Source organism: Microbulbifer sp. ABF4_148 (assembly GCF_056158985.1).
In genome coordinates this window covers 3,593,039-3,605,745 of record NZ_JBSWUI010000001.1, presented here as the reverse complement: position 1 = coordinate 3,605,745, position 12,707 = coordinate 3,593,039, and the positions used below count along the sequence as shown (strand labels likewise).

General features: G+C 55.2%; 13 protein-coding genes. 10 read left to right on the top strand and 3 right to left on the bottom strand.

Annotated elements, in window-relative coordinates; all coding sequences use genetic code 11:
• The first annotated feature begins 34 nt into the window (after positions 1 to 34).
• On the top strand, positions 35 to 1,390 hold the full coding sequence (locus tag ACXAD0_RS15920; RefSeq protein ID WP_475089610.1) for an AmpG family muropeptide MFS transporter: 1,356 nt from the start codon (positions 35 to 37) through the stop codon (positions 1,388 to 1,390).
• An 8-nt stretch (positions 1,391 to 1,398) separates the two neighbouring features.
• Here the strand turns inward: ACXAD0_RS15920 and ACXAD0_RS15915 are convergent, their stop codons facing one another.
• Positions 1,399 to 1,722, bottom strand: coding sequence for an MGMT family protein (locus ACXAD0_RS15915; RefSeq protein ID WP_475089609.1), 324 nt, complete (start codon positions 1,720 to 1,722; stop codon positions 1,399 to 1,401).
• A 31-nt stretch (positions 1,723 to 1,753) separates the two neighbouring features.
• Here ACXAD0_RS15915 and ACXAD0_RS15910 point away from each other — a divergent pair, with 31 nt between their 5' ends.
• Both ACXAD0_RS15910 and ACXAD0_RS15905 read left to right on the top strand, forming a co-directional pair.
• Positions 1,754 to 2,782, top strand: a complete 1,029-nt coding sequence (locus ACXAD0_RS15910; protein WP_475089607.1) for a DUF481 domain-containing protein — start codon at positions 1,754 to 1,756, stop codon at positions 2,780 to 2,782.
• Positions 2,783 to 2,827: 45 nt separating this feature from the next.
• Positions 2,828 to 3,601 carry an SDR family oxidoreductase gene (locus ACXAD0_RS15905; RefSeq protein ID WP_475089605.1) on the top strand — a complete coding sequence of 258 codons (774 nt, stop codon included), beginning with the start codon at positions 2,828 to 2,830 and terminating at the stop codon, positions 3,599 to 3,601.
• A 59-nt stretch (positions 3,602 to 3,660) separates the two neighbouring features.
• On the opposite strand, the gene cfa is transcribed toward ACXAD0_RS15905, so the two are convergent.
• A complete protein-coding gene (gene cfa / locus ACXAD0_RS15900) occupies positions 3,661 to 4,797 on the bottom strand; it encodes a cyclopropane fatty acyl phospholipid synthase (RefSeq protein WP_475089604.1) in 1,137 nt (378 codons plus the stop codon).
• 268 nt (positions 4,798 to 5,065) lie between these two features.
• Between cfa and ACXAD0_RS15895 the strand changes: the two genes are divergently transcribed.
• From ACXAD0_RS15895 to groL, 3 genes are all read left to right on the top strand, one after another.
• The gene (locus ACXAD0_RS15895; RefSeq protein ID WP_475089602.1) at positions 5,066 to 5,611 is read left to right on the top strand and encodes an FxsA family protein; all 546 of its coding nucleotides are present in this window, start codon (positions 5,066 to 5,068) and stop codon (positions 5,609 to 5,611) included.
• A gap of 217 nt (positions 5,612 to 5,828) precedes the next feature.
• Complete coding sequence (locus ACXAD0_RS15890; protein WP_475089600.1) at positions 5,829 to 6,122, top strand: co-chaperone GroES; 294 nt, start codon at positions 5,829 to 5,831, stop codon at positions 6,120 to 6,122.
• A 47-nt stretch (positions 6,123 to 6,169) separates the two neighbouring features.
• Complete coding sequence (groL, locus tag ACXAD0_RS15885; RefSeq protein ID WP_475089598.1) at positions 6,170 to 7,816, top strand: chaperonin GroEL; 1,647 nt, start codon at positions 6,170 to 6,172, stop codon at positions 7,814 to 7,816.
• Between the two features lie 55 nt (positions 7,817 to 7,871).
• Here groL and ACXAD0_RS15880 read toward each other — a convergent pair whose 3' ends face one another.
• Positions 7,872 to 8,921, bottom strand: a complete 1,050-nt coding sequence (locus tag ACXAD0_RS15880; protein WP_475089596.1) for an integron integrase — start codon at positions 8,919 to 8,921, stop codon at positions 7,872 to 7,874.
• A gap of 331 nt (positions 8,922 to 9,252) precedes the next feature.
• Here ACXAD0_RS15880 and ACXAD0_RS15875 point away from each other — a divergent pair, with 331 nt between their 5' ends.
• The 4 genes from ACXAD0_RS15875 to ACXAD0_RS15860 all read left to right on the top strand — a co-directional run bounded on the left by ACXAD0_RS15875 (position 9,253) and on the right by ACXAD0_RS15860 (position 12,601).
• Positions 9,253 to 9,582, top strand: coding sequence for a hypothetical protein (locus ACXAD0_RS15875; protein ID WP_475089595.1), 330 nt, complete (start codon positions 9,253 to 9,255; stop codon positions 9,580 to 9,582).
• Between the two features lie 214 nt (positions 9,583 to 9,796).
• Positions 9,797 to 10,189: a hypothetical protein gene (locus ACXAD0_RS15870; protein ID WP_460806081.1), complete on the top strand. Its 393-nt coding sequence runs from the start codon at positions 9,797 to 9,799 to the stop codon at positions 10,187 to 10,189.
• Between the two features lie 1,074 nt (positions 10,190 to 11,263).
• Complete coding sequence (locus ACXAD0_RS15865; protein ID WP_475089594.1) at positions 11,264 to 11,611, top strand: hypothetical protein; 348 nt, start codon at positions 11,264 to 11,266, stop codon at positions 11,609 to 11,611.
• A 621-nt stretch (positions 11,612 to 12,232) separates the two neighbouring features.
• The gene (locus ACXAD0_RS15860; protein ID WP_475089593.1) at positions 12,233 to 12,601 is read left to right on the top strand and encodes a hypothetical protein; all 369 of its coding nucleotides are present in this window, start codon (positions 12,233 to 12,235) and stop codon (positions 12,599 to 12,601) included.
• Positions 12,602 to 12,707 lie beyond the last annotated feature (106 nt).

Sequence of the window (12,707 nt, the reverse complement as noted above, 5' to 3'; positions counted from 1 at the left end):
GAATAGTTGGGAAAGCAAAAAAAAGGGATAGCCGATGGCGGAGCAGAAAATAACCTGGCGTGAGTCACTGAAGGCCTATACACGGCCCCGGGTTATCGCCATGTTTTTCTTCGGCATCTCGGCGGGGCTGCCATTCCTGCTGGTTTTCTCCACCATGACCGCCTGGCTGGTGGATAATAATATTGCCCGCACCACCGTCGGTTTTACAGCCTGGATCGGGCTGACCTACTCACTGAAATTTTTCTGGGCGCCCATCGCCGACTCAATCCCGATTCCATTTTTGACGCGTTGGCTGGGCAAGCGGCGCAGCTGGATCCTGATTTCGCAGATTGGCGTTGCCACTGGCCTGTTTTTCCTGAGTCAAACCAATCCCCAAACGTCGTTAACGGCGGTATTTGCGTTTGGCGTACTGGTGGCTTTTTCTTCCGCCTCGCAGGATGTGGTGATCGATGCGTATCGTATTGAGGCGATCGACAGGAACTACCAGGGCGCCATGGCTGCCATGTATATCTTCGGGTATCGCGTTGCCTTGCTGATAGCCGGTGCCGGGGCCCTGTATATCGCCGATATCGGTAACTGGTCGATTTCCTACCTGAGCATGGCCGCCCTGATGGGGGTGGGTATCCTCACCACGCTGGCCGTTGCCGAGCCCGATCATGCCAAGTCGCAATTGCAGGGAGAGGACTTCCAGCACGAATGGGTGGACAAAGTGCTGGGCAGTGGCAAGCACAGTGGGTTTAACGAGTGGCTGGTGAAGTATGTCGCTTGCCCGTTTATCGACTTTTTCAAGCGCTACGGCAAGTTGGCGCTGTTGTTGCTCGTGTTTATCGGTATCTACCGGGTGAGCGACATCGCGATGGGCATCATGGCCAATCCGTTCTACCTGGACCTGGGCTTCACCAAAACGGATATTGCCCAGATCGGCAAGGTGTTTGGTTTCTTCTGCACCCTGCTGGGGGCATTCCTGGGCGGTAGCCTGGTGGTCCGGTTTGGCATTATGCGGCCACTCATTCTGGGGGCTGTACTGGTCGCGGCCTCCAATCTGCTGTTTGCGCATATGGCCACGATCGGGCCTGACAAAACCTGGCTGGCCATTCTTATCAGCGCGGACAACATCAGCGCCGGTATCTCCAATACCGTATTGATTGCCTATCTTTCGAGTTTGGTGAACCAGTCGTTTACGGCTACCCAGTACGCCCTGTTCAGTTCCCTGATGACGTTGCCGGGCAAGTTCATCAGCGGATTCTCCGGGGTGCTGGTCGATGCCCGCGGTTACGAGGAGTTCTTTATTTTCGTGGCCATTATGGGGATTCCGGCCATTGTGCTGTCCACCTACCTGTGGCTGCGGTCACGCCGGGAGAAGCAGCAGGAACCCGGTGCGCCCGCTTGAATTTTCAGTCACGGTTGCCAGCGATAGCGCTTTAATTCGACGCGTCCGTTCAGCAGGGTGATCCCATCGCGCTCCAGCCGCTCGCGTTGCTGGGCTGCTGCCGGCTCCGGCAGTGAGATTTTGCCCTGAGCGTTGATCACCCGGTGCCAGGGCAAGCGGGTCCCTTTTGGTAGCTTGCGCAGGACGCTGCCCGCCATTCTGGCTGCCCGGGGGTAGCCGGCCATTTCCGCCAGGTCTCCGTACGTAATTACCTTGCCTTTTGGGACGCACGCCAGTACCCGGCAGATACGGGCTGTGGCATCATTGAGGTCGTTTTTTTGTGAGATAGCCATCGGGCTCCCGGGGCCCCTAGTTGAGGTTGTAGTGTTTGCTCGCCGCGCGTTCTTCGCCGTTTCCGCTCTTATTCTATCGCTGCTCTGCACCACCGCCAGTGCCGGCGTGCTGACCCTGACCAACGGAGACCGTATCAACGGTCAGCTGGTGCTGGTGGAACGGGATCACGTGGTCTGGTCCTCGGAGAACTTTGGTGAGCTGCGCCTGGAGAAGACCAAGATCCTCTCGATCGACACCGATGTCGACCTGAAGATTGCCGGCCGCGATGACGCCTGTGTACTGGCTGGTCACCGTCGCCAGCAGTGGGAGCTGTACTGCGATGAAGGCAGCGGCTGGGTAATGGACTTCCCGGCGATTGACCGCGCCGAGCCATACGTGAATTTTGCTGGGCGTCCGATGACCGTGCGTGGGAATGCCAATGTGGCCGGTACACTGGAAAGCGGTAACCGCGAGCGCGAGGACGTGGACGTGAACGTGAACCTCGATATGCGCCACGGTGACTTCCACCACCTGATCGCGGCCCAGTACCTGAGCCAGAATAACCCGGAGGTCGATTCGCTGGAAAAATCGCGGCTGGCCTACAACCTGCGCTGGATATTTGCCGAGAAATGGTTTGCCGCGGCGAACACCGCGTTGGAGCGGGAAGAAGCGCGCAACCTGGACCTGGGTACAACGCTCGGTCTCGGTTTTGGTTACCTGTTCTATGACACCGACAAGAAAGCGCTGTCCATGCAGGGCGGTCTCAGTAGCCTCAACGAGCGCTTTATCGACCCCACCCTCAGCGAAACCCAGGACGAGCGTTATGCCGCGGCCCGTGGCGTAGTGAACTATCGCTACAAGTTCGATTGGGGCCCGGAAGTGTATTTTGATCAGGAAGTACTGCAATCACTGGCCAGTGGAGACGACTACCAGACCAACGCCAAGTTGGGTTTGCGTACGCCGCTCGCCGAGGGCCTCCTGACCGAGATTGCCTATCATTGGCTCTACGACAATACCCCGTCGTTACAGAGCGAGAAAGAAGACACCCGGCTGACCGTCGGTGTCGGTTACCAGTGGTGACAAGCGAGAAGCCGTGGCACAGCGGCAGCATTGAGAGGAGACAACATGAACATTGAAGGCAAAGTCGTTGCCATTACCGGCGGCGGCCAGGGGCTTGGTCGCGCCATGGCGGAATACCTGGCTGAGCGCGGTGCGCGCCTGGCGCTGGTGGATTTGAATGAAGAAGTACTGCAGGAAGCCGTCGCGGCCTGCAGCGCCAAGGGCGCTGAAGTGCGTCACTATGCCTTTAACGTCGCCGATGAGGCCCAGGTCGATGCGGGCTTTGCCCGGATTGCTGCCGACTTTGGCGGCCTGCACGTGCTGGTGAACAACGCGGGCATCATGCGCGACGGCATGCTCCTCAAGGTAAAAGATGGCAAGGTCAGTGACCGGATGTCGCTGTCCCAGTGGCAGTCGGTGATCGATGTGAACCTGACCGGTGTCTTCCTGTGTGGTCGCGCGGCGGCTCAGCAGATGATCGACAGCGGTACCTCCAGCGAAGATGGGGGTGTCATCGTGAATATCTCCAGTCTCTCGCGTGCGGGCAACATGGGTCAGACAAATTACTCGGCGGCCAAGGCTGGCGTTGCCACCATGACCGTGAGCTGGGCGAGGGAACTGGCACGGTTTGGTATTCGCGTTGCGGGTATTGCCCCCGGCTTTATCGGCACCGACATGGTCGCGCAGATGCGCCCGGAAATTCTCGATGCACTGGTCAAGCAGGTGCCTCTGCGTCGGCTGGGTGCGCCCGCTGAGATCGCCCAGACGGTGGGCTTTATTATCGAGAATGATTACCTCAGTGGCCGGGTGCTGGACATTGACGGCGGCGCCCGCCTCTAGGTCTCTCGCTCCAAAAGCCATCATCTCCCGGGCTGGCGCACGTCAGCCCCGGACTTCCCTCAGCACACCCGCTGTACACCACCTTCCCGTTTTTCGCTGAAGACCCACTGCCACAGCTGAATGTGTCGTGCGCGGAATGCGCCGGCGCAGGAGAGCAAATAATATCGCCACATACGATAGAAACGCTCGCCAAATCGATCGGCAAACTGTGGCCAGCTCGCCTCAAAATTGCTGTGCCAGGCCATGAGCGTGCGATCGTAGTCAGTGCCAAAATTATGTACATCTTCACAGAGCAGGAGGTCGTCGGCGGCCTCGGTAATCTGGTCGGCAGAGGGCAGGTCGCCATTGGGGAAGATGTAGCGTTCAATCCAGGGATCTGGAATCGTGCGGCGTTTGTTTTTGCCGATCGTGTGCAGTAGCAGCAACCCGTCCGGTGCCAGACAGCGCTGTGCCACCTGCATAAAAGCGCGGTGATTTTTGTGGCCCACGTGCTCAAACATTCCCACGCTGGCAATGCGATCGAACCGTTGTCCCGGACCGCCGCTCAGGGTGCGGTAGTCCTGCAGTTCCACCTTGATGGGCAGCTCTGCATAGTGCTCTGCCACGTAGCGGCTCTGCTCTTTGGAGATGGTAACGCCCACGCATTCGACGCCGTAACGCTCCGCGGCGAAGCCCGCGAGGCTGCCCCAGCCGCAACCGATATCCAGCAGGCGCATGCCCGGCTGCAAGCCGAGCTTTCGGCAGATAAGGTCGAGCTTGGCCTCCTGAGCCTGGGTCAGGTCCTCGGCCTCGCGCCAGTAGCCGCAGCTGTAGGTCATGCGGGGGTCGAGCATCGCCTGGTAAAAATCGTTGCCGAGGTCGTAGTGGTGTTCACCCACCTGAAAGGCGCGGCGCCGGCTCTGCAGGTTTACCAGTGTCGCGCGCAGGTAGCGCCACAGGTTACGCCAGGATTTGATATAGCGGGCCAGGTCGGCGCGCAGTACCCGGTAGAAGAATTGGTCGAGGGCGGCCACGTCCCAGTCGCCGCGCATGTAGCTTTCGCCCAGGCCGAGACTGCCGCGGGTGAGGATCTCGTCCAGGGCTGCGGGTTGGTGGACCTGCATGTCCCACGGCCGCTCGCCATTCACCTGAATATCGGCAGTCTGCAGGGCCGCCGTTACCGGGTGAATATCTGTGGATTGGCGTTCAGCCGCCATACTCTGGGAAGGCTCCCCTGTCATTTTGGTCCCCCACCTGTGTAATCTTTCGGGTCATCGCGAATGGCCGTATGTTGTGGGGCTGCCCTCTTGAAGTCCTTGAGATGGCCCCAAAATGCCATTGTTGGAAGCGAAATGCGCCAACTGATGGTGCGCCGAGACAACCGGAGGGGTAGAGTGAGGCCCCTGTCCGGGAACCGCTCTGCGCTAACAGAACAAAATAGACACTAACCGGCGGGCCAACAAGTTCGTCGAATTCGGAGTGACCATGCGAATCCTGTTATTGATGTTCATCGCCATCCCGGTGATCGAGATGTGGCTGCTGATTGCCGTCGGGCAGGAGATTGGCGCACTGCCGACTATCGGCCTGGTACTGCTGACGGCGGTGGTGGGCTTGGCGTTACTGCGGCGCCAGGGGCTGTCGACGGTGATGCGCGCGCAGCAGAAAATGCAGGCTGGCGAGCTGCCCGCCCGGGAAATGGCAGAGGGGATCTTCCTGGCCGTTGGCGGTGCGCTGTTGTTGACGCCGGGATTCTTTACCGATGCACTCGGCTTCGCCTGCCTGATCCCGGGGCTCCGGCAATTACTGTTGGGGCGTATCCTGCGCCATGTGGTGGTCGTGCAAGGGGGCACCTTCAATGCCGATGGCCCCGGCGGGCCAGGTCATTACGGTCAGGGCAAGGATTCTGACATCATCGAAGGCGACTTCACCCGTGATGCCGGTGACCGCTCCCGGAGCGGGCAGTTTGACGGCCCGGACCACGGTGACAAACCCCGCCCCATTGACCACCGTCACCGCGATGGTGACGACTGAATTGGTCGAAAAGTAACCGGAAAGCGGTGTCTTTGCGCGATTGCGTATTTTTTTTCTTCCCCACTGTTGAAATCCCCCCGGGTGCCCATAGATAGGCAGTCACCCCAAGATTTTGCCCCGGCTCTGCCGGTCAGAGCGGGGTGCTGTACCAGGGCTCCCGAGCGCTGGGCAGCACGACTGTAAAACCTTAAGAAATGACTCAATGGAGAGCTTATCCATGAAAATTCGTCCTTTGCACGACCGCGTCGTAGTACGCCGTAAGGAAGAAGAAGCCAAGTCCGCTGGCGGTATCGTTCTGCCGGGCGCAGCCAAAGAAAAGCCAAACCAGGGCGAAGTGGTAGCCGTGGGCGAAGGCAAGCAGCTGGATAACGGTGACGTGCGCGCGCTGTCCGTAAAAGTTGGCGATACCGTTGTATTCGGTCGCTACGCCGACAGCAACACCCTCAAGGTGGACGGCGAAGAGCTGATCATCATGAGCGAAGGCGACATCTACGGCGTGCTGGAAGGCTAAGCCCAGCCCGCTCACACCGCATATACAGAATTTGAGGAATAAGAATCATGGCAGCTAAAGACGTTAAATTTGGTGATGACGCTCGTCAGAAAATGCTGAACGGCGTAAACATCCTGGCCGACGCAGTAAAAACCACCCTGGGCCCGAAAGGCCGTAACGTGGTACTGGACAAGTCCTTCGGTGCACCGACCGTTACCAAAGACGGTGTATCTGTCGCCAAAGAAATCGAGCTGAAAGACAAGTTCGAGAACATGGGCGCCCAGATGGTGAAGGAAGTCGCTTCCAAAGCGTCCGACACCGCGGGTGACGGCACCACCACTGCTACCGTTCTGGCCCAGGCAATCGTTACCGAAGGCCTGAAGTCCGTTGCTGCGGGCTTTAACCCGATGGACCTGAAGCGCGGCATCGACAAAGCCGTTGTTGCAGCCGTTGATCACATTGCTGGTCTGGCGACTCCGTGTGAAGACACCAAGTCCATCGCCCAGGTTGGCACCATTTCTGCCAACAGCGACGAGAGCGTTGGCACCATCATCGCTGAAGCGATGGAGAAAGTGGGTAAAGAAGGCGTTATCACCGTTGAAGAAGGTTCCGGCCTCGAGAACGAGCTGGACGTGGTTGAAGGTATGCAGTTTGACCGCGGCTACCTGTCTCCTTACTTCATCACCAACCAGGAAAACATGACCGCTGAGCTGGAAAGCCCGTTCATCCTGCTGGTCGACAAGAAGATCTCCAACATCCGTGATCTGCTGCCGCTGCTGGAGCAGGTTGCCAAGGCTTCCAAGCCGCTGCTGATCATCGCTGAAGACGTAGAAGGCGAAGCGCTGGCCACCCTGGTTGTGAACAGCATGCGCGGCATCGTTAAGGTTGCTGCGGTTAAGGCGCCGGGCTTTGGTGACCGTCGCAAGGCCATGCTGCAGGACATCGCGATCCTGACCGGTGGAACCGTAATTTCTGAAGAAGTTGGCCTCGAGCTGGAAGCCACCACCCTGGAGCACCTGGGTACCGCCAAGCGCGTAACCCTGTCCAAGGAAAACACCGTTATCGTTGACGGTGCCGGTGACGTTGCTGACATCGAAGCACGTGTTAAGCAGATCCGTGCCCAGATCGAAGAGTCCTCCTCTGACTACGACAAAGAGAAGCTGCAGGAGCGCGTAGCCAAGCTGGCTGGCGGTGTTGCCGTGATCAAGGTTGGCGCTGCCACCGAAGTCGAAATGAAAGAGAAGAAAGCCCGCGTTGAAGACGCCCTGCACGCAACCCGCGCTGCGGTAGAAGAGGGTGTTGTACCTGGCGGTGGTACCGCTCTGGTTCGCGCTATCCAGGCGATCTCTGTAACCGGCGACAACGAAGACCAGAACCACGGTATTGCTGCTGCGCTGCGCGCCATGGAAATGCCGCTGCGTCAGATCGTTACCAACGCTGGTGACGAAGCCTCTGTGGTTGTCGACAAGGTCAAGCAGGGCGAAGGCAACTTCGGCTACAACGCTGGTACCGGCGAGTACGGCGATATGCTGGAAATGGGTATCCTGGACCCGGCCAAGGTCACCCGCTCTGCACTGCAGGCGGCTGCCTCCATCGCCGGCCTGATGATCACTACCGAAGCCATGGTTGCTGAACTGCCAGAAGACAAGCCGGCTGTTGCAGCACCTGACATGGGTGGCATGGGCGGCATGGGCGGTATGGGCGGCATGATGTAAGCCAGCCTTTCGGCCTATCCAAAAAAGCCCCGCACTAGCGGGGCTTTTTTATGCCTCAAATTTGTGACGAGGTAGCGATGACGTAGTGGGGCCGTTGTTCCGTTACACCTGGCCCAGGCATAAGGCGGTCCATTGGGCTCAGAACGCCTTTACTACCGCGATTTACTACGTGGGTATAAATCTCAGTGGTCGAAATGTCTGAGTGTCCAAGTAATTCCTGAATAGTCCGTAAGTCATAACCTGCTTCCAATAAATGCGTGGCGAAACTATGCCGAAAAGCGTGGGTGCGAGCTGGCTTCAGCACGCCCGCTGCGCGCACCGCCGCCCGGATCTGACGACCCAGCGTCGTAGGATGCATATGGTGCCTGCGCAATACGCCGGAGCGAGGATCGCGCCCAATCTGCGTAGAGGGGAATAGAAACTGCCAACCCAGCTCTTTCGCGGCGCCAGGGTACTTCCTGCATAGTGCATCGGGTAAGTAGACTTCACCGTAGCCTGCATTGATGTCCCTTTTGTGTAAAAGGCTGACCTCACGGATCTGCTGGCGTAGTGGGCCTTCCAGGCCCTGCGGTAACATCGTTGTTCGATCCTTGTTCCCCTTGCCTCCACGAACCACAACGTTGCGGCTGCCGAAATCGATGTCCTTGACCCTGAGTCCCAACAACTCTGCGCTGCGCAGTCCGGCCCCGTACAGAAGCATAACCTGAAGTCGGTACACACCACTTAATTGAGCCAGTATTGACTGTATCTCCTCTCTGGAATAAACCACTGGCAGCCGGCGAAACTGCTTTGCTGGAGTGAACTCGAGCCCCTCAATTTCGCGCCCAAGAAACCGCTTGAATAAATACATCAGTGCATTGAGTACGAGCTTCTGCGTATTGATAGCGCAATCGCGCTGCCCAGCAAGATGATTGAGGTATGCCTCAATGTCCCTCACGCCCAGCTCCTGTGGGTGCCGGAGCTTGTGAAAATGAATAAACCGCTTGATCCAGTGTGTGTATGTCTGCTCGGTGCGAAAGGCCAGCCCAGACTGCCGCATATGATGACGGAGCAGATCCATGAATCGCTCTGGCTTCTTTGGTAATCGGTGGCGAATGTCATCCATGAGACTCCCTCCTTTAAATACTGTTTATCTATACAGTTTATCTGCGGCCTGGTGATGAATACCATCGTATTCAGCTGCAGCGGGCGCCTGCTTCCCTGTCTTTAGGGTAACCTGTTGACTTTAAAGGGAATTAAAATAACATCGAGTGCAGCTCTATTTAGGGTTATAGAGAATCGCTGCTTGAATGTTCGGACAGGAAAAACGATCGTGTTCTCTAATCTCTTGATATCTAAGCTGTTTTTACCCTTCCCGATTTTCGGCCAGGAGAATTATAGAGAACAGAGTTATAAAGCAGCGTCTTTTGAATAAACTGTTATACGGCTAAGTAGAAATGGCATCGTTTATAAATGAGTTTCTTAAGCCTGAAATTAGTCCAGAGCCGTACGTGCCAGAAAGCGATGTTGTTGCTTATAAAGCAATTAAAGATGAGCCGGTGATTCTGGAAGTCTACTGTCACGAAAATGGTTCTTACGGCTTTCGGTACAATAGCTGGGTTGCGTGGCGTGACGCCGGGAATGAGGTTCGTTCGCATGACTGGGACCTCACATACCCCTCAATAACGACGTATTCAGACAAGATCGTCACGGCGTTCGAGGCCGCAGACCTGGATGCTAAAGAAAGATCTCTGGACATCGGTGGGGGCTGGAAGTATGCCGTATAACAAGGCCGGGCAATTTGCTCCGGGCCTGCGGCCCTCCGCGGGACAGCTTACCTTGTGCACCTTTTGCGCAGGTCGCTACGCTCCCATTATTGCGCAAAACGCGCACAAGCTAAGCTGCCCCTGCCGGCGGCGTTATGTTTTCGCAAAGATTTGAAGTATGCCTCGAATAATATTTATCTCAGTATTGATGGTAATGGCTGGTGTAAACGTCCTCATGGATTTTCTGCGTCACGCCACGTTCTCTGATATACACACAAATGTTGTTGTTTCAGCTGTACTTGCTGGCTTCGCTACAGCTTTACCTGCTGGCCTAGCCTTATTAATAGCAACCAAAACTCGCTTTAAACTGGCGGGCGTCAGCATATATCGTCTGGCATCTGACGTTGTTCTTGGTGTGGGGCTGTTGGCTTGGTTCTATTTATTGTTTATACGCGAGCGCCCAGAGTATTATGAGGGTGCTTCGCATATGTATGTAGCAACATGGCCGGTACTACTTTGTGTGATTGCTATCTTTCTTTATCTAGCCTGTTTGGCAACTCAGGGCGCACATTGGGTAGTCAAACATAACAAGTCAAAGCAGCAAGGGCCTGCGGCCGGGACGCGCTAACGCGCGCCCCTGTTTGAGGCGTTATGTGTCGTAAGGAGTAAGCAAATTGCTTATTGTCGCAGCTGTATTACTCATCGGAATTGGTATCGCTCATTCATACTTAGGTGAGCGATATATTCTCACTAGGTTGTTTAGACGAAATGACTTGCCGAAATTATTTGGCAGCTCTGATTTTACAAAAAATACATTGCGATTTGCTTGGCACTTAACCACAGTAGCATGGCTCGGATTTGCGCTAATACTAGTTCACTTGTCTACTTCGACTATTAGTTTTACTGTTGTGTGTAATATCATTGGCCTTACATTTTTAATACATGGCTTCGCTGCTCTTATCGGATCTAAAGGTAAGCACCTGTCATGGCCGGTGTTTTTAGTGGTAGGGTTCTTAGTCATCTATGTAGCAAACACATAACAAGGCCGGGCAATTTGCTCCGGGCCTGCGGCCCTCCGCGGGACAGCTTACCTTGTGCACCTTTTGCGCAGGTCGCTTTGCTCCCATTTTCGTGCAAAATGCGCACAAGGTAAGCTGCCCCTGCCGGCGGCGTTAGATTTCTATGGCCAGGTCTATATCAGCTGTTCTTCTAGTAATCTTGATGTTGTTTGCTATGAAGCAGTGGATGCTTTCCAAAGATAAGCAAGAGCAGCTTGCGAGATACAATGGAATTGGAACAGCAGAGCAATGCGTGTCGGTTGGTGGAGAGTTTCGCCCAGTGTGCTTGTCGGGTCACGAGATGTGTATTGTGGACTACACAGATGCCGGGAAGTCGTGCTTAAGTAGCTCGCAGTGCCAGGGTGAATGTAGGGTTTCAGAGAGTAAGGCTGGCAATGTTTTTGCCGTAGGGCAGTGCTCTAAATCCAATAATCCCTGTGGTTGCTGGGCAAATGTCGAGTTAGGTATGGTAAACCATGCAATTTGCTCCGACTAAATCTAACAAACGCAAGCAGAATGCTACGGCCCTTTGGGCCTCCGCGGGACGCCCAACGCCATGCACGTTTTGTGCGGGTCGCTGCGCTCCCAGTTTCGCACAAAACACACATAGCGTTGGTCGCCCCTGTTGCGGGCGTTAAAACTCAATGAGAAAAATTCTGAGTCTACTTCTTGTCTCCTTTACAACGAACGCGCTTGCTGACGACGATTGTTCATCTATCGCTAAAGGATTTGAAAGAAATGATGAAATATTCGTACTTTGCCGAGATCTAAACCGCTATACAGATCGCGAAGCTTCAGAGAAAGTAAAATCTGTATTAGCTCAGTATCATGGCCCGCCAGACGAATTGGCCGTTTACTTTGTGTCCAAGCCAGAACTGATTGGAAAAACAAGAATTAGTGGTCCCGGAATTGTTGGTTTTTACTACACGCACGAAGGTGTTTTGCGGATAAATCCCAATTCAGAATCAAGTAGGACCGTCAGAGTTGAGTGAGGTTTTAACAAACGCAGGCAGGATACTCCGGCCCCTGACGGGGCCTCCGTGGGACGCCCAACGCTATGCACATTTCGTGCAGGTCGCTGCGCTCCCAGTTTCGCACAAAATGTGCATAGCATTGGTCGCCCCTGCTGCGGGCGTTATAAATCATGAATGAATTCAGTGCAGAAGAATGCCAAGCGATTTATAGAGCGTTAAAGCACTGGATCTATAAGTGGAACTGGGAGTGCCCAACTCTTTTCGGCCTAGAAAAATCGCAGATGCAGTCACTAGTTGAAAACTGGCCGCAGTCTCTTGAAGCGCAACCTCAACTAGTGGCTTCAGCAGCTTTGAGTAGCTTCAGGGAGATACTTTACGGAGCTAGTTCCGTTCCGCGTCCCAACATTATGGAGATACTGGGTATCTCCTACGAACATGCTGGGGCGCTATGTAATGTACTCCGCGGGGAGCGTGAGTGTGATTTATAACAAGGCCGGGCAATTTGCTACGGGCCTAGGGCCCTCCGCGGGACAGCTTACCTTGTGCACCTTTTGCGCAGGTCGCTTCGCTCCCATTATTGCGCAAAACGCGCACAAGGTAAGCTGCCCCTGCCGGCGGCGTTATAGCTAATTGAGATTCATGAAAAAACTGATTTACATAAAAGTTTATAAGGGCTATATCGAAGCGAGAACTGTTGGCTCCAATAACGAGCGCCAATTTCGATCGAAAGGCTTGAGCCACCCAAGATCGCTGGCTGGAAAATTTATTGAGGTAGAGAAAACATTTAAAGAGGCAATCTCTGCTCAGCCAAAAGTGCTGTTTGGTTTGTTGAAGCCAAAGGTTCTAGTTCATTTAGTTCCAGAAATGGAAGGTGGGTACACTGAACTAGAGCTAAGGTTTTTCCGCGAGGCAGCTTTAGGTGGCGGCGCATCCGAAATATATTTATTAGATAGTAAATTCGGCCCTCAGCCGGACAGGGAGCTTCTAGATATCAGAAGGTGGCTATAACAAAGCCAGGCAGTAAAGCTACGGGCCTTCGGCCCTCCGCGGGACAGCTTACCTTGCGCACGTTTTGCGCAGGTCGCTGCGCTCCCATTTTTGCGCAAAACGCGCA